Here is a 15799-nt window from a genome sequence, read left to right as displayed (position 1 = left end):
GCAACATTGAAGAAACTTCAGGAGGATCACGGCCAGATGCGAGCCTTTGTTCAGGACCTTGGGAAGCCAGCTGAGGATGCGCCGAAACTCTCTTATCGGCAACAGCTACAGCGCAAGCGCTCAATCGAGAATTTGCGAGAGCGCGCTTTGGCTAACATCAGCCAGGCGCGTACAGATATTGTTAAATCCCCTACGCCCCAGGCACAGAAAGCCGCAATGCTTCAACGTCTCAAAGCATTGGAGCGCGGCTTTGGACGTGGCATGGGGCGCTCGCTGTAAGACCGGTATTACTCTGATCTGGCTTATGCCGGAATAAGACTAGGTTCATGAAGGAACTGAAATATATTTTGTTATTAGAGAAAAAGAAAAAAAAATGCCTTTATATCACTCTACTCACCGTGACCTCGAAAGCGATAGCTTGATTCATCCGGGTAATTGGGGAAAATTCCTTTTAGAAATGAATTTATCCCACCCAAGTTGGGCAAGAGAAATAGCACTAGAAGCTGTAAGAGCTTGGCATTATGCAGATAAGCCATCACGTCTAAAAAGTACATTTGCTTGCGATACGATTGAAGCTATTCGCTGCTATAAAGCACATCATTGCTCTGAAGGATTTATTTATGAGGTGGAGATTGTTGATATTAAAGCTCCAAAGCATAAAGGGGATTTTAACGCTGTCGAGCCACTACCAACCCTTTCAGATGATATGTGGTCAATAGCTTTAAGATATTGGCAATACAATCTCAAAACGAATATACAAGAGTGTCCCGGCGTCGAGTGTTCTGAAATTGTTACTGCTTCTCCATTAAAAGTAGTCAGAAAGATTATTTAAAGACGGGGGCAGCCCCGCTCACATGCTGTCAGCGGGCCGGGCTTTACGTGCTGCGCACACCGGGCTTTTAGTCCCGGCCATTCGGTTACGATCCCTTTTGCACAGATCCATCTAGCAGCCTCGTCCGTTCCGGACCACGCTGTTCATATCCCAGTTGTAGGACTAACCCCAAGCGCAGCGCCCCGCTGCGCTTCATTCGCTCTCACTCATCCCACCGCTTATCACCTGCAATCACTTCGCCCAGATTTTCACCAAGCACTAAAACCCTAGCCAAGCCGCGTTCTATTGCAAGGGTGTGCTTCGCCTTCCCTTCCCTTCATTCATTCCAGCCCTTGCAATCTCACTCATCCGGCTTGCCTTCCCATCGTGCTTCAACGGCGAAACCCTCAGCGAAGCGATGTTTTACAGCAGTAAGCAGGTTGGCCGGGTCTGTTCGAGCAAATCAAATCAAGACCTGGCTCACCCCCCAAACAAAAGGATGTGTGGAAGGGCGAACGATGGCAAAAAACAATGGCGCGGGATTGGATACCCACCAGCAGGAATTCTTGAAGCTGGTCAATGAAAATAGTCGAAGCCAGCATCCTTATACGGTTTTCAAGGATTTTTGCGAACTGGCGGCACTGTCATTTAGCAATGCTGTAGACCGATCACAGTACGAGCAGCGGGAAGCGCGGTACTTGCAGATCATTAAAGGCTATCAGGCGGATGAGGTTGCCCGCTTCCCGCAGATGCTAGCCAGCCTCACGCTATCGCTTGAAGAACATATGAGTGATTGCCTGGGTGCGCTGTTCATGGCGCTGGAACTTGGCAACAGCCGGGCAGGGCAGTTTTTCACGCCCTACCCCGTGTGCTCATTGATGGCCAGGATGATATGCGGCGATGTTAAGGAGCAATGCAAAGCGCGCGGGTACGTGAGTGTGATGGAACCGGCCGTAGGCGCTGGCGGGATGGTTATCGCCACCGCAGAGGCTTTCCGCGATGCTGGAGTGAATTACCAGCAAGCGATGCACGCCACCTGCATAGATATCGATGCAACCGCCGTACACATGGCCTATGTGCAGTTATCCCTACTGCATGTCCCGGCAATCATCGTTCATGGTAATGCCTTATCCAACGAGCAGTGGGGTTACTGGTTGACTCCCGCGCATGTACTTGGTTTTTGGAATACCAAACTCAAGTGCGACAGGGATGAGAAGCAGGATCAGGAGGAAACCGGCGATCATAAGACGCCTGTCATGCCGAATATTGTTTCAAAGCAGGTGCGCGAGCTTGGCGCGGTCAAAAAGAAAACCGGCCAACTTACCTTGTTTTAAAACTATTCGTCGATCATTTTCCGTTTTCTTATAGATACGGAAATTTGCCTGTTGACAAAGGCCGCCTTTTTGATAAAATAAGATAACGTAATAGAGTAATATCTTATTAAATAGGAGAGAGAGCATGGGACGCAAAGCGCTTCACACGCAGGAACAGGTTTTCGACGCAGCCGATCAACTGGCCGCAGCCGGAAAAGAAGTAACGCCAACAGCGTTGCGCGAAGCGCTGGGGGGCGGCAGTCTAACTACGATTTACCGCCATCTTGAAGCGTGGGAGGACACGCGCAAGTCGTTGCCCGCTCCTGTCAGCATTCCCATGCCGGATGCCGTCAAACTGGCCTTCAATCAAACTTGGCAGACAGCCGCTAATGAAGCGGGCAAGGAGATCACGGCAATTCGTGAAAAGGCCGACACGGAAATTAAAGCGGCAAACCGCCGTCTGGAAGAAGCAGTTGCCGCAATCGCTCAGCTCGAAAACGAGCAACAGGCCGATGCCGACCGCCTTGAAGCACTTGAAACTACATTGGCGGGTGAGCGTGAAGGCTCGCATCGAGCTGTGGCCGATGCCGCCGCTCGACACGCAGGGCTTTCGGCTACCGTGGAGCAGATGAGCTTCCAGATCGAGGGCTTGAAGGGCGAGCTGGCCGCAGCCCGCAGCGAAGCCGCCGTTGAACGAAAACGGCATGCGGCCGAGTTATCTGAAACACGGAACGAAATCCGCACGCTGAGCGAGAAATTAGGTAAGGCCCACGGTACCGTGGATGTATTGCGCGCCCAGGTTGCCGAGCAGCAAGCGACTATCCGCAACCTGTCCGAGCGAAAGTGACGCACGAGCCCGGCAGCCGGGGAAGTACCGACGTGTTTCCAAATAGCAGCCGCGTCCGTTCCGGGACACGCTGTGTGCACCTCAATTGCAGGGCTAAACCGAAACTGTTTTAGAGATTTTCGCAAGCCGAAAATTTCTCCTACGCCGTTGCCCACTGTCACAGGCCACGCCAGCCGCTATGCGGTACGCTGTGCCTGTCATGGTCTGTGATCCTGCACCTGTACCAGGTGCAGGCCGCAGGCAACTCAAACCCATCCAGGACGGTGCAGGCCGCTCTACCCGTTGCGTTATTCCCCTCAAGCCCCCGACCCTCTGCGAGGGGGACTTGGGGGGGATAACCAGAACGCAACGGGGCAGGAAACAGCGGCCTGTTGCTTCACCGTCTACCTACCCCACCCATTCCCGACCCTTGCCCATGAGGACAAGGGCTATCCCCACCCCCGCCGCCCCAGGGCGGTGCGAAGGAGCCCAAGCGAAAGGATGTATTTATTAACCCGAACCGCGAGGAATCCAGAGCATGAAAACCATCACCACCCCTAAGAAAGATATGTATGCACAGATCACGGAAGAAATTATCGCCATGTTGGAAAGCGGGAAAAAAAGCAATATTACTTGGGTACGAACCGGCAACGGTTTGCCCCGCAACCAAAAGACCGGCGCAGCCTATCAGGGCGTAAACGTACTTTTGTTGTGGGCCTCGGCCATGACTCACGGCTATTCAAGCGACTGCTGGCTGACCTACAAACAAGCGGCAGAGATGGGCGGCCAAGTCCGCAAAGGTGAAAAGAGCGTTACGTGCGTTTTTTTCAAGACGCTTGAGCGCGAGTCGGAGAACGAAGGCGGCAGCACCGAAAAAACCGACTGCATACGCGTGATTAAGCCATTCTGGTTGTTCAATCTTGACCAGATAGACGGCATAGACAAGCCACAGACCACCACGCAGCTTAACGAGTTTCAGCAGATCGATGCAGCCGAAAACGTTTTAATCCATTCTGGCGTAGTTATCCGCGAACAGGGCGACAAGGCGTTTTATCGCCCTTCGACTGATGAAATTTATTTGCCGGAACGAAACCGCTTCGCTTCCGAGATCGAGTTCTACAGCGTGGCCCTGCACGAGCTGACGCATTGGACCGGAGCCAAGCACCGTTTAGCGCGTGACTTCGCCAGCCGCTTTGGTACAGAATCCTATGCTTTCGAGGAATTGATTGCCGAGCTTGGCAGCGCGTTCCTGAATGCGGAACTCGGTTTTGCCGCATCGATGCTCCCGAATCATGCCGGGTATATCGATTCATGGCTGAAGGTGTTGAAAAGCGACAAACGCGCCATCTTCACCGCAGCCAACCAAGCCAGCAAAGCACACCGCTATATTATGGATTTAGTGGAAGGCAACCAAAGCGAACAAAAAGCCGCTTAACCAAGGAGGGAGAACTATGCCAATCATAAGTACGTTTTTTGGAATTATAATTCACATGTACTGGGACGATCATGCACCGCCGCATTTTCACGCAAACTATGCGGAGTATGAAGTAGTGATCGACATACGCACCTTGGAAATATTGAGAGGGAAAATGTCACGCCGACCAATGGCGCTGATACTGGAATGGGCGCAGGAACACCGCGCCGAACTCATGGAGGATTGGGAATTATGTCAACGCGGTCAATCACCAAAGAAGATATCGCCTCTTCTGTAGTTCCGCCTATAAAAATAACGGCACCTTGGCGGGTTAAAGCAGTAGAGGCACTTGACGGCTACCGGCTACATGTTCGCTTTATTGATGGACTGGAAGGTGAAGTCGATATGTCCGAGCGGGTGCGTTCACCCCGCGCCGGTGTTTTTGCAGTGCTGGCCGACCCGGATGTATTCGCCCAGGCGCATGTCGAGTTCGGAGCAGTAACCTGGCCAGGCGAAATCGACCTAGCGCCGGACGCCATGCACGACGAGATCAAAAAGAACGGAGTATGGAGGTTGAAATAAAAAATGCAGCGCGGCCTGGGCCGCGCCTTACCGCCTGCTGAAGCAGGCGGCTTGAATTCAAAAACAGAGAAGTGGGAAAACCGTTCACAAAACAGATCCATTTCTTTAGCCGCGGTTCAAAATAGCAGCTGCCGGCAGATCCATTTTTTGATAAAAAGTGGAGAAATAGAGTTTTAGCTATTTCAATACTAGTAAGTTTTACTTCGAGAAAACCAACAAACCAAAGAAAACCGCAGCGACAATGAGCTGTGCTTTCTCTTTGCTTGCCTTAATGTTGGCAGCCAGTTTTGTCACCTGCTGGCTGATGTCCCCCATATTGGCATTAGTAAGCACAAGACCTTGATAATCTGCAATCCAGTGAGGAAGTTCGTTCGGCTGTATATCCCACATGATGGGTACCACCTTCTTCTTCTGGGACATTGCGCCACCCACTTCCACCTGGACGTTTGCGGAATCCAGCGCATTCTTGCTTGCCAACAAGAAGAACCATTCGGAGTTTCGCAACGCCTCAAGAATCTGAGGCGCCCACTGGCTGCCAACAGTCAGACTTATAGGCGCGTAGAAGACATCGAGGTCATGGGTGCGCAAATTTTCATGAACCAAATCTGCAAGTGCTGCGTCTTTGACTGAGTAGCTGATGAAAACATCGGGCATAGTGGCTCCGAGAAACTTAACAGTTTTTAATCGAATATGGAATAAACAACCTCTGCCTCAAGCAGAGGCGTGCGTTATGTTACTGGATTTGCCTTTTTTAGCCCACCCGACTATTTTCGCTTTAACGCTCGATGCAAAGTGGTGCGATCCACCTTCAACAACTCGGCCATGCCGGAAACGGTTTCTCGCCCTTCCTTGACCATCCCCGCCGCGTGATTAATTTGCTCCCGGTTTAATTTAACTGGCCGACCTAAATGTTTCCCCCGTTTCCTTGCAGCCTGCATTCCGGCCTTTGATCGTTCGGAAATCAGCGCACGTTCGAACTCGGCTAGTGCGCCCATGATATGAAACACCAGTTTCCCGCCTGCGGTCGTGGTATTGATACCATCCGAGAGGCTTTCAAATCCCGCCTGGTCTTTTCGTAACTTATCGATCAACTCTATTAGGAAACTCAGTGACCGGCCCAGCCGATCGAGTTTCCACACCACCAGCACGTTACCCTTCCCAACTGCTGCAATCGCCTGGGATAGTCCCTCACGCTCGATAGTAGCCCCGCTGACGCCGTGGTCGGTGAATATCCGCTCACATCCTGCCTTGTTCAAAGCGTCCATCTGCAAGTCAAGATTCTGGTCGTCAGTCGATACCCGCGCATAGCCGATTTTCATGCCTGGTTTCCTCCATTCTTTTCGCCACAGCCTTTCGCCACACTGTGAACCTAAAAAAAACAATGCATTAGCATTGTCGTTTTTAGTGTAGCAAAAGGGAAACTTTTTGCTACAGAATAACTGGATTATTCACTTCGCTGAAAAGATAGGCGGTTGCGGTAGTAAGCTGCCCCCACCGTTGTGCTATAGTGTACTTATCGTGTAACACATGGGGGCGACACCATGAGCGAAGATCGACGTTGCGAGACGCAGCAGTTCGGACCAATGATCGGTGATGGCACGAAGATTGATGGCACCCGCCACCAGCGCAGCGAGTTCGGGCGGCACCCCGCCGTATTCCGCCCTGCGGGCTGTTCAGGGGAGGCTACGACCAAGCCCCTGACCCGCCACCGACAAATCCTCCCGTAACCAGTGAGCCCGCCTGGAAATGTCCTAGTTCATTGCTGTCGCGGTCGAAGAAAACAACGGCCGAGTAGGCCACCGCGATATTGATCTGAAAGCTCACCGTGTCTCTGTACAAGCGTTCGATGTCGTCGGTGTAGACATCACCCCACCACGCACCGCCTCCGGCGGATCCAATTCCGCCACCGTTCCCGTAAAAAGTCTTACCACCGGTGCTGGTGATAGTTATCACCGGCTTCACGTAAAAGATCGCGATGACGACACTTCCATTTGCCGGGTAGCTGGTCGCCGTGGTCGTGATCTTGTCAACTGCAGCCTTGATCTTGTCATCCGGGAGATGCCCAGCCATCTTGTCGGCGAAGTCCTTAGCAATTACTTGAGCCTTTTCGTTCATTTTCTTTCCTCTATCAGTCTTGCTTTTCGCTGTAATTAAAGTATATATATGTGCAAATGTTGGAGTCAGACTTGCCTAATTGGCTTACCGCCTCTCTTGCAACAGCCTCTTCTTCCTTCTGCGACACCCTGGAACACGGATTGAAGTGTGCTACACGGCTTTCACTCTTGTCAAGCGCCTCGATTGCAAACTGCTTTGCCCGCACCCCAACAAGTAATTATAAAGTTTCCGTATATTTACCATACAATTAGGAGAGCATGCAAAACCGGGGGAGGCACTTGGAGCTGGTGATATGATTGACATATGAGGTGTCGGAAAACAGGTGTTTTCCGATATTTTCCGATATAACTAAGACATTACCAACAGGGTACGAGGCAGGGCAGGAGATGACACGCACCATCCCCCCGTCAGATCACGATTCGCCCGACCTCATCAAGGGAGACTTGGTCGTTACGCCGGTCATAGAGGCCGGTGGTGCGTGCGCTCTCGTGAGCGGCCATTTGTTGCGCCACTTCCAGCTTGCCGCCGTTGCGCAGGTATTCGGTGATGCCAGTGGCGCGGAATGAATGGTTGCCGATCTGGGTGAGGATGCCCGCCGCGGCCGCGCGGCGGCGGATCATGCGGTAGGCATCAGCTTGGCGCATCGGCCGGTCTGAGAGCTGACCGGTGCGACCGAGCGTGGTGCGGAACAGCATGCTCTTGGCCTCTGTGAGGGCTGCCGCGTTAAGATAGGCGTGCAGATATTCGTCGAGGTTGTGGTGGCAGGGCGTTTCATGCTGCTTACCGCCTTTTTCATGCAGGCGCACCCATGTGCGCCGACTCTGCACATAGATATCCTCGACCTTCATGCCCAGCGCTGCGCCGACGCGGGCGAAGGTATAGACCATCAGGCCAATCAAGGCGCGGTCGCGCAGACCGGTAAGAGTGCCGATATCGATCGAATCCAAAAGCGTCCTGGCCTCGTCCGCCGCCAGCACCGGCGTCTTGCCTTTCCTGACCGAATGCTTCGGCCCGCGCACCGAGCTGGCCGGATTGACCGCGAGCACCTGGCCGATCACCAACCAGTCAAACAGCATACGGATGGCGGCCAAGTGTTGCTTCACCGAGGGCGCGGCCAAGCGCAGCTGCAGGCTCTCGATATATGCCGCCACATGCACTGGCTCGATGTCGCGTAGCTCGGTCAGTCCGTTGGTTTCGCACCAGGCGGCGAATTCACCGGCAGCCCGGGCGTAGGCCTTGCGGGTATTCGGGTTGCGGATATTGGCGGTGAAGAACTCGATGAAGCGTTTGCCCGCGTCCGGGGTAGGCGCAAACAGTGCTGGCAGCGCCAGAGTACTTCCAGAAAGGGTGAGGGGGTTCCCGTTCATGCGTCAGCTTCCCAGCAGAGTGACGCCGAGCCCGCTCCCGGCGGCGCGCAGTTCCTGATCGAGCGTGGCCAGAGGCAGATCGAGGCGCCGGGCTAGTTCCAGATACGCGGCATCGTAGAGGGTGAGCCCGCAGCGTTCGGCCAGACGCAGCGTCGCCGACCAGGCAAAGGTATCGGTATCCGGATCGATCGTCATATTGAGCAGCGCGAGGTCAGTGAGGGCGGCATCGCGGAACTCCGCGCTGATGCGCCCCCGCCGGACACCACCTTGCAGACTATTGGCGACTTCAAGGCGCCAGAGCGACGGCACCCATGCGCCGGCGGCGGTAACGCGGTCTAAAACCTGTTGCGTGGCAGGGGTCAGCTCGTCGCTATAGAGCCAAGCCAGCGTGACCGAACTATCGAGCACCAAGCTCACGCACGGCCTTCATCGCGATAGGCTTTCCATTCTTGCCAGTCGAAGGCACCATGTTTGAGCGCAGCGGCCCGGGCACGGATGCGCTTGGCAGCGGCCACCGCCTTGCTGGGGTCGTGAGCGGCGGTATTGGAAATCAGCCGGGCCACGGCTTTGCCGTGCCGGGTGATAAGAACCTCTTCACCGTTCTCGACCCAGTCGAGCAAGGTACCGAGTTTGTTCTTGGCCTCGAAGGCACCGACTTCGCGCATTGCCCCTCCATGATATAAGCTAGATGTACAATCTAGCTTATATCATAAACACCTGTCCCGATCAATAACAAAAACACTTACCCCCATCTCTCATATTTATGAATGATAACGTCCTTTATCATTCATTGATTTGTAGCACAAGGGAAGCCTTATGCAACGTTATAACGGTGCGATTCTGCCGGTTTTGGGCGACCCGACCCCTCAAGCGGACAAGCTATTAAGCTTCATTACGATAAATTCTGGGAGGGGCACCCTTGGGATGGGATAAGCTATAGTCTGCATTCAAGCTGACGCTGCTTAAAACTGCGTAATTAGTAACAAATAATCTAAATCACTAACCATGCCACTCTCTAGCATTAACCATCTTTATTACGGTGACAACCTTGTAGTTTTAAGGGAACACATCGCTGACGAAAGCATCGATCTTGTATACCTCGATCCTCCCTTTAATAGCCAGGCGACCTACAACGTTTTATTCAAGGGTACCTCGGGCGAGAAATCAAAAGCACAGATCGAGGCCTTCGAGGATACTTGGCATTGGAATGATTCCGCAGAGGCGGCTTTCGATCAAGTTATGAGTTGTGGGAACAGTGACGTTTCAGAAGTGTTACGTGCTTTGCGTTCATGTCTCAAAGAAAACGATATGATGGCTTATCTTACTATGATGGCAGTACGGTTACTTGAGCTACACCGTGTTTTAAAATCAACCGGGAGCCTTTATTTACACTGTGATCCGACCGCAAGCCATTACTTAAAGATCTTGCTTGATAGCATATTTTCTCCACTAAATTTTAGAAACGAAATAATCTGGCGGCGCACAGGATCACATAACAAGAGCGAAAAATGGGGCCCGTTACATGATGTGATTCTATTTTATTCTGCATCGGATACATACGTATGGAATCATCCAAAGCAACCTTATATGCGCGGCCATGTTGATGCTCACTTTGAAAAAGACGAGTTTGGATACAAAACTGCTTATTATGGGAACGTTCTTACCGGATCGGGCCTAAGAAAAGGCGAGAGCGGAAAGCCTTGGCGAGGTTTTGATCCCTCAGCCAAACAACGACATTGGGCTATTCCGGGAAAGCTATGGGAAGACAGCGGATTTGACGATGACGGCTTAACTCAGCATCAAAAACTTGATGCTCTTTATGAGGCTGGCTTTGTGCGCATAATTAGCGGTCAAGCATGGCCCGTTTATGAGAGACGTATTCGGGATGGCGAGGGGCCAGCTACTGGTGATATATGGTCTTATCAGCCGTATACCGAAGGAACCGTTTTTGAAACGGAGGAAGGTGTCGATAACGATGTATCGTGGATCAAACCAAGCTCCAAGGAACGCCTTGGCTATCCCACCCAGAAGCCACTTGGCCTTTTAGAGCGCATCATCCATGCATCAAGCAATATCGGAGACACGATTTTAGATCCATTTTGTGGTTGCGGTACGACTATTCATGCGTCGCAAAAACTAAGACGGAAGTGGGTTGGGATAGACATAACGCATCTTGCTATTTCCCTTATCGAAAAGCGCCTTACCGATGCCTTTCCTGATGTTATCTTTGATGTGCATGGAACGCCAAAAGATCTGAGTGGAGCAGCGGCATTAGCCGCTGCTGATAAGTATCAATTCCAATGGTGGGCCGTATCTTTAGTTAATGCCATTCCGTATGGGGGAAAGAAGAAAGGAGCCGACAGTGGCATTGATGGAATTATTTATTTCAAACCGGATGGTAAAACTACTGAGAAAGCCATAGTCTCTGTCAAAGGAGGAGATAGCGTTAGCGTCCCAATGATTCGCGATCTTGGACACGTTATCGGCCGTGAAAAGGCCAAAATAGGTGTATTCATCACGCTAAACAAACCGACTAAGCCTATGAACGTTGAGGCCATCAAAGCAGGTTATTACGAAACTTATCATGGAAAATTTCCAAAAATCCAAATTCTTACTATCGAGGAATTATTTGCCGGAAAAAAACCTAATATCCCATTAATTGATCAGACGGTGTTTAAGAAGGCGGTCACGGAGACTAAAGAGCATCAAAATAAACTATTCTAACGATTCCCACTCAAAGATAACTCTATTCTGACGATATTGCGTCGTAATGCCTGACATCAGGTTAGTGTACCCTAACCTGACTCAAAGACATTAATTAGATCAAATGAATCATGACAGTAAAGCTATAGCTTAGTTAACTTATGTACGCTATAGTTAACTTATGTACGCGTATGTAGTATCGTACGAAAAACTTAAAGAGGAAGAAAATATGAGCGGCTTATTCGATTATCTTTTTACAAAATTTCCTACTCCCAAAACCAAGCAAGAGTTGGCCCAAGCTATATATGAGCATCGCAGGGAAATGTTGAAGGAACAGATAGAAAAAGAGAACCACGAATGCAAGGAATTCGGGGAACACAATTTGCATACATCGTAAAATGTATGAGGACGAGCTTACACAAGTTTGTGAACTGTTCGAATCTACTAGTAAAGTTTTAGATGAGATAGAGAAGCGTCATGAAGCAGAGTCTGTCTATACTTCAAAGAAACAATTTATTTTTGCTGGCTTGCACCTTGCTAAAGCTATAAGAGCCTCATTTTATTTAAGAAAGCATGCATACTTTTGTACTCAGCTTAAAGACATAAAAACACATTGCGAAATATCATCTAATTCTGCATATGAATATGGCATTAAAGAATGTGTGCGTAGAATTGAATTAGCAATAGCTGATTTTGAAGAAACCCTACTGATAGATTTAGTTCCAGACTATGTCGCTATTAAAACACGTTCAGTTCTAGCACGTGAGTTTACAGAATTAGATGATATTCATCGTAATCAATATAAATCCTTATATGAGTCGGTTTATAACGACTTGCAAACGATAGAAGCTTTCTATGATGAAGTAGGAAAAAAACAAAAAGAGGAACAACAAAAGAGGATTCTTTCCGTAACAACTATAGGTGTTGCGTTTGTCGCCGCCTTTGGTGCGTTTTTTGGAGGAATAGGAAACTTTGGAAATTTTTATATAAATAACAATACTCAGCAAGCACAGCTTTCATCTCCTTCAACACCGACATCTCCCCCTCCTTCAACACCGACATCTCCCCCTCCTTCAACACCGACATCTCCACCTCCTTCAACACCAAGCACATAGGTAGGACATTCTCAGGATGTTGCTGATTGCGTTTTTTTCTGAAATGAATGGTATTTGTCATGATCCGTTTCTTTATCTAAGTTGGTCTGTTTAGATCAATCTTGGGGTCTGTTCACGAAAACGGAAAAAATCGTACGTTAAGCCTCGTCGAGCGTCCGTAGCGGCCTGAACTTGCCCTGCTCGACCTGCCGGTTCTGCCGCCAGATGTAGTCGCCGGTCAGGTTGATGTGTTCCCAACCGAGCGGCGACAGGTGCGTCAGCAGCTTGTCGTCCACGTCCTTCCCCGAATTCCGCAGTGCTTGCACTGCCCGTTCCAGATAGACGGTATTCCACAACACGATCGCTGACACCGCCAGGTTGAGGCCGCTCGCGCGATAACGCTGATTCTCGAAACTGCGGTCGCGGATTTCACCGAGTCGGTTCAGGAACATTTTTTCTTATTATCTTTCGATGTTCAAAAAAGTTTCTGCATATGAGATTTGGATACGGCAGCTTGCTACCCTCGAAACTCAAGGGAGTGTCAGAATCGGACAATCAAATGGATCTGCTCTACATCGTCTCTGCTTCGCAATTGCATCAAGCTTCTCCTGAAAGAGTTGCACGTATACCGTCATGCCTAATTCACGGAACAGTCCAATGGATTTCCTGTACATCGTCTCTGCCTGTGTCAGGTCTCCAAACATCTGATATGCAAGTGCCAGCCTGGTGTAAGTGTAGAGTGTGCCTAGCCTGTTCCCCATGCTCTCGGCGATCCGGTGCACTTGTGTGGACATCGCCTCGGCCTGTGCCAGCTCCCCGCGAGTCTGATACACATTCTCCAGACCCAGGTAAGCTTCGACCATCCCTACCTTGTGCCCCAACTCATCGAAAATCACCAGCGCATCCCTGTACATCTTCTCAGCCTTTGTCAGGTCCCCTTGATCAGAATAAAGCCACCCAAACGTTACGTATGCATAGGCTATGCCTCTCTTATCCCCCAGCTTCTCGTAAATCGACAACGCCTCCCTGTACTTCTTCTCGGCCTGTGCCAGCTCCCCGCGACTCTGATACACATCCCCCAGATTTTCATGAGCGTAGGCCTCGTCTTCCTTACGCCCCAGTTTCTCGTAAATCGACAACGCCTCCCTGTACTTCTTCTCGGCCTGTGCCAGCTCCCCGCGCCTCTGATACACAATGCCCAGATTTTCATAAGCGTGGGCCATATCTTCCTTGCGCCCCAGCTCCTCGTAAATCGCCAACGCCTGCTTGAACATCGCCAACGCCTGCCCGTACATCTTCTCGGCCTGCGTCAGATTCCCACGGAACTGATACATGAGCCCCAGACCTTCGTAAGCACGGGCAAGCCATTTCTGGTCACCTTGAGACTGAGCATGCGCTTTAAACTTCTCATAGACCGCTTCCGCGTCGTTCCACTTGCCTATAGCAGTCAATAAACGCCCGAGCTCGCTCCAGCCTTCCAAATTATCCGGGTCCAGTTCGACTGCCTTCCGATATTTAGCAATCCCCTCTAGGGGATCATCAAGAACGACCAAGGCACCAAGATGTCGCGCAGCTTCGGCTGCTTCCCGATTTGAAGCTTTTCCCTCTGCGGATTTCCGCTCAAGTACTGCTTGAAATAGGTCCTTGGCACCTTGCGTATCACCCTTCTCCAATCTGGCCAGCGCTTCTTCTTTCTCTGGCTCTGACGCATTAAGTTGCGGTATGGCGTCGATCGCTTGCTTGCAAGCACCTGCCATTACACGGCGCGTGGCTTCATCGAACAATCGCCAGTTTTCGTTAGGACAGGCGCTTTTCACTACCTCAACTTGGTGCCGGGAATGCTCCGCCTTGGCCTGTCTTTCTTGAAAATTTGGATCGTGTTGAAGGTATGCCTGATAGAATGCATAGACAGACCCGAGAGCGATCACGACAAGCGCAATGACAAACCCGTAGCGCAGGAAGGTCTGCACTACCTTGCCACCCGTGTGGGGAGTAAGTGGCGGGAGAATTCCCGCTTTCAGCAAAAGACGATGGATACCAAAAAACAAAACCAGGACAAACCCGACCAGCACCAACGGATTTGTCAGATAAGGTGCAATCTCCTTGAATCCTGCAATCTCTTCCATTCCCTGGTGCCTTTATTGTTATTGATATCTATGAATATAGCACCGAGGAGAATCATAGCTCCGTTCGGCGTTTAGGCCCTGCATTTCTTAGACTAGACCGCTAGAAAGTGCTGCAATCCTAATCCCGCGCAGGAAACCAAAGCGAAGACACAAGCTTGGGCAGTTATCAACAGACCTATCCACGCCAATCGGGGAAAACTCGATCTATTGCCCCTTCTATGCGCCGGTTGCCGCAGTTTGTGACACACAGCAAACGAGGAAAGGCTATGCGTTTTCAGGCGTGCCTATCGGCTCCAACAGTTCTTTCCTGTCGTTATATGGATCGGCACGGTTCAGTTCCCTGCTCACGCGCCACCACAGGAATTCTTGAGTTGGGAGCGAGCTGCCTTGGGCAATATGGGCTGCTTCCTCTACTGGCGTCTCAGGAGCCATCCAGCGCCAGGCATCCTCCGGTTTCAGAACCACTGGTCTGCGGTCATGAATATCCACCATTCCCCCTTCGACGTCTTGCGTCACGATGACAAATCCAGTTTCGACGGTCTGATGGGAGTTGTATAGCTTGTAATTGGTTATCCCGGCCATAAAGATCGGCTCCCTGTCTTTCCGGGTGATATACCAGGCTGTTTCTTTCCGGCTTCAGGCAACCATTCATACCACCCGCCTGCAGGAATGGTGACCCTCCCCTCCCTGAACATGTGCCGGAAATAGCGTCCGGTTAAACCCTTCTCGACTCTGGCGTTTATGGGGTCAACTCACGAAAAGGAAAAAATCGTACGCGTAGCTGCGTGCTGTCTGGTTGAGACCTGCAAAGATGGGTCGGCATGCGTCAGGAAATGGCGGAATCGACCCTAAAGCATCTCGTACTTGAAGTCGGTGGGGTGTGCTCCAACTGGTCCCTGAGCAGCTGGCAGATCAAGCGCAGAGTGACTTGCGACGATATGACAAACGTCTAGCGTACAAAAATGTCCGTTTCGTGAGCTGACCCCATCTTGAATGCCAACCGGCGTCAACAACTGCTTCCCGTTATTATTCAGATCGGCCACGTTGACGGTCCTGTCCACCTTCCACCACATAAACGCTTCAGTCGGCAGTGACTTTGTCTGTGCTATATGTGCGGCTTCCTCAACCGATGTTTCCGGATTCATCCAGCGCCAAGCGTCTGCGGGCTCTAGCACTACAGGCCTTCTGTCATGCACGTCTACCATTCCGCCTATTGAATCCTGAGTGACAATGACGAATCCTATCTCTACGGTCTGGTGCTTGTATTCCTTCCAATTCGTGATGCCTGCCATAAATATGGGCTCGTCCGTGTGCCGAGTGATATACCAAGGTTGTTTCTTTCCGTCCTCAACAGTGCCGAGTAGGAGATCGGCGTTGCCGCCAATCCCCCCTCTAAGAACCGTGCGTGAGAGTTTCCACCTCACACGGCTCAAGCCTCAACGAACGCC

Annotated in this window: 19 protein-coding genes and 2 pseudogenes; 10 read left to right on the top strand and 11 right to left on the bottom strand. The window is 51.0% G+C overall.

Features of this window, described 5'->3' with window-relative positions:
• The 8 genes from BMX66_RS15100 to BMX66_RS15745 all read left to right on the top strand — a co-directional run.
• On the top strand, positions 1-279 hold a 279-nt coding region (locus tag BMX66_RS15100; protein ID WP_218142106.1), incomplete at its 5' end, for a hypothetical protein.
• A gap of 94 nt (positions 280-373) precedes the next feature.
• Positions 374-832 carry a hypothetical protein gene (locus BMX66_RS15495; RefSeq protein ID WP_143058266.1) on the top strand — a complete coding sequence of 153 codons (459 nt, stop codon included), beginning with the start codon at positions 374-376 and terminating at the stop codon, positions 830-832.
• Positions 833-1329: 497 nt separating this feature from the next.
• The gene (locus BMX66_RS15095) at positions 1330-2145 is read left to right on the top strand and encodes an N-6 DNA methylase (protein WP_090883685.1); all 816 of its coding nucleotides are present in this window, start codon (positions 1330-1332) and stop codon (positions 2143-2145) included.
• A gap of 124 nt (positions 2146-2269) precedes the next feature.
• Positions 2270-2971, top strand: coding sequence for a DNA-binding protein (locus BMX66_RS15090; RefSeq protein WP_090883683.1), 702 nt, complete (start codon positions 2270-2272; stop codon positions 2969-2971).
• Between the two features lie 517 nt (positions 2972-3488).
• Positions 3489-4385, top strand: a complete 897-nt coding sequence (locus tag BMX66_RS15085) for an ArdC family protein (protein ID WP_090883681.1) — start codon at positions 3489-3491, stop codon at positions 4383-4385.
• A 16-nt stretch (positions 4386-4401) separates the two neighbouring features.
• On the top strand, positions 4402-4662 hold the full coding sequence (locus BMX66_RS15080) for a DUF4160 domain-containing protein (RefSeq protein ID WP_090883679.1): 261 nt from the start codon (positions 4402-4404) through the stop codon (positions 4660-4662).
• A complete protein-coding gene (locus BMX66_RS15075) occupies positions 4617-4946 on the top strand; it encodes a DUF2442 domain-containing protein (RefSeq protein ID WP_090883678.1) in 330 nt (109 codons plus the stop codon). Before BMX66_RS15080 ends, BMX66_RS15075 begins: the two co-directional genes overlap by 46 nt.
• Before the next feature lie 3 nt (positions 4947-4949).
• Positions 4950-5123 (top strand): hypothetical protein, encoded by a 174-nt coding sequence (locus BMX66_RS15745; protein ID WP_158593437.1) that lies wholly within the window; start codon positions 4950-4952, stop codon positions 5121-5123.
• A 21-nt stretch (positions 5124-5144) separates the two neighbouring features.
• Here BMX66_RS15745 and BMX66_RS15070 read toward each other — a convergent pair whose 3' ends face one another.
• The 7 genes from BMX66_RS15070 to BMX66_RS15040 all read right to left on the bottom strand — a co-directional run bounded on the left by BMX66_RS15070 (position 5145) and on the right by BMX66_RS15040 (position 9093).
• Entirely contained in the window at positions 5145-5600 is a 456-nt protein-coding gene (locus BMX66_RS15070; protein WP_090883676.1) for a toll/interleukin-1 receptor domain-containing protein, read from the bottom strand.
• 110 nt (positions 5601-5710) lie between these two features.
• On the bottom strand, positions 5711-6265 hold the full coding sequence (locus BMX66_RS15065; RefSeq protein ID WP_090883674.1) for a recombinase family protein: 555 nt from the start codon (positions 6263-6265) through the stop codon (positions 5711-5713).
• Between the two features lie 183 nt (positions 6266-6448).
• Positions 6449-6592, bottom strand: coding sequence for a Tn3 family transposase (locus BMX66_RS15490; protein WP_121169260.1), 144 nt, complete (start codon positions 6590-6592; stop codon positions 6449-6451).
• 37 nt (positions 6593-6629) lie between these two features.
• Positions 6630-7061, bottom strand: a complete 432-nt coding sequence (locus BMX66_RS15060; protein ID WP_090883672.1) for a VapA/VapB family virulence-associated protein — start codon at positions 7059-7061, stop codon at positions 6630-6632.
• Positions 7062-7468: 407 nt separating this feature from the next.
• Positions 7469-8428 (bottom strand): tyrosine-type recombinase/integrase, encoded by a 960-nt coding sequence (locus BMX66_RS15050; RefSeq protein ID WP_090883669.1) that lies wholly within the window; start codon positions 8426-8428, stop codon positions 7469-7471.
• Positions 8429-8431: 3 nt separating this feature from the next.
• On the bottom strand, positions 8432-8845 hold the full coding sequence (locus BMX66_RS15045) for a type II toxin-antitoxin system VapC family toxin (protein WP_090883667.1): 414 nt from the start codon (positions 8843-8845) through the stop codon (positions 8432-8434).
• On the bottom strand, positions 8842-9093 hold the full coding sequence (locus BMX66_RS15040) for a type II toxin-antitoxin system Phd/YefM family antitoxin (protein ID WP_090883665.1): 252 nt from the start codon (positions 9091-9093) through the stop codon (positions 8842-8844). Before BMX66_RS15040 ends, BMX66_RS15045 begins: the two co-directional genes overlap by 4 nt.
• 340 nt (positions 9094-9433) lie before the next feature.
• On the opposite strand from BMX66_RS15040, the gene BMX66_RS15035 reads away from it, so the two are divergent.
• Positions 9434-11152: a DNA methyltransferase gene (locus BMX66_RS15035; protein ID WP_177168806.1), complete on the top strand. Its 1719-nt coding sequence runs from the start codon at positions 9434-9436 to the stop codon at positions 11150-11152.
• Positions 11153-11529: 377 nt separating this feature from the next.
• Positions 11530-12246, top strand: a complete 717-nt coding sequence (locus BMX66_RS15030) for a hypothetical protein (protein ID WP_090883663.1) — start codon at positions 11530-11532, stop codon at positions 12244-12246.
• 137 nt (positions 12247-12383) lie between these two features.
• Here the strand turns inward: BMX66_RS15030 and BMX66_RS15025 are convergent.
• The 4 genes and pseudogenes from BMX66_RS15025 to BMX66_RS15005 all read right to left on the bottom strand — a co-directional run.
• Positions 12384-12677, bottom strand: a pseudogene (locus BMX66_RS15025) (Tn3 family transposase); the annotation flags it as partial.
• 78 nt (positions 12678-12755) lie between these two features.
• On the bottom strand, positions 12756-14351 hold the full coding sequence (locus tag BMX66_RS15020) for a tetratricopeptide repeat protein (protein ID WP_090883661.1): 1596 nt from the start codon (positions 14349-14351) through the stop codon (positions 12756-12758).
• Between the two features lie 264 nt (positions 14352-14615).
• Positions 14616-15046 (bottom strand): annotated as a pseudogene (locus BMX66_RS15015) (SOS response-associated peptidase).
• Positions 15047-15199: 153 nt separating this feature from the next.
• On the bottom strand, positions 15200-15775 hold the full coding sequence (locus BMX66_RS15005) for an SOS response-associated peptidase family protein (protein ID WP_177168805.1): 576 nt from the start codon (positions 15773-15775) through the stop codon (positions 15200-15202).
• Positions 15776-15799 lie beyond the last annotated feature (24 nt).

This window comes from Nitrosovibrio sp. Nv6, assembly GCF_900110495.1.
GTDB lineage: Bacteria > Pseudomonadota > Gammaproteobacteria > Burkholderiales > Nitrosomonadaceae > Nitrosospira.
This window is presented reverse-complemented; position numbering and strand designations above follow the sequence as displayed.

Bases quoted from the DNA above. Each gene is read 5' to 3' on its own strand.
- BMX66_RS15065 (WP_090883674.1), bottom strand. From the start codon at position 6,265: ATGAAAATCGGCTATGCGCGGGTATCGACTGACGACCAGAATCTTGAC.
- BMX66_RS15095 (WP_090883685.1), top strand. From the start codon at position 1,330: ATGGCAAAAAACAATGGCGCGGGATTGGATACCCACCAGCAGGAATTC.
- BMX66_RS15075 (WP_090883678.1), top strand. From the start codon at position 4,617: ATGTCAACGCGGTCAATCACCAAAGAAGATATCGCCTCTTCTGTAGTT.
- BMX66_RS15085 (WP_090883681.1), top strand. From the start codon at position 3,489: ATGAAAACCATCACCACCCCTAAGAAAGATATGTATGCACAGATCACG.
- BMX66_RS15035 (WP_177168806.1), top strand. From the start codon at position 9,434: ATGCCACTCTCTAGCATTAACCATCTTTATTACGGTGACAACCTTGTA.
- BMX66_RS15040 (WP_090883665.1), bottom strand. From the start codon at position 9,093: ATGCGCGAAGTCGGTGCCTTCGAGGCCAAGAACAAACTCGGTACCTTG.
- BMX66_RS15050 (WP_090883669.1), bottom strand. From the start codon at position 8,428: ATGAACGGGAACCCCCTCACCCTTTCTGGAAGTACTCTGGCGCTGCCA.
- BMX66_RS15030 (WP_090883663.1), top strand. From the start codon at position 11,530: ATGTATGAGGACGAGCTTACACAAGTTTGTGAACTGTTCGAATCTACT.
- BMX66_RS15090 (WP_090883683.1), top strand. From the start codon at position 2,270: ATGGGACGCAAAGCGCTTCACACGCAGGAACAGGTTTTCGACGCAGCC.
- BMX66_RS15070 (WP_090883676.1), bottom strand. From the start codon at position 5,600: ATGCCCGATGTTTTCATCAGCTACTCAGTCAAAGACGCAGCACTTGCA.
- BMX66_RS15745 (WP_158593437.1), top strand. From the start codon at position 4,950: ATGCAGCGCGGCCTGGGCCGCGCCTTACCGCCTGCTGAAGCAGGCGGC.
- BMX66_RS15060 (WP_090883672.1), bottom strand. From the start codon at position 7,061: ATGAACGAAAAGGCTCAAGTAATTGCTAAGGACTTCGCCGACAAGATG.
- BMX66_RS15080 (WP_090883679.1), top strand. From the start codon at position 4,402: ATGCCAATCATAAGTACGTTTTTTGGAATTATAATTCACATGTACTGG.
- BMX66_RS15495 (WP_143058266.1), top strand. From the start codon at position 374: ATGCCTTTATATCACTCTACTCACCGTGACCTCGAAAGCGATAGCTTG.
- BMX66_RS15020 (WP_090883661.1), bottom strand. From the start codon at position 14,351: ATGGAAGAGATTGCAGGATTCAAGGAGATTGCACCTTATCTGACAAAT.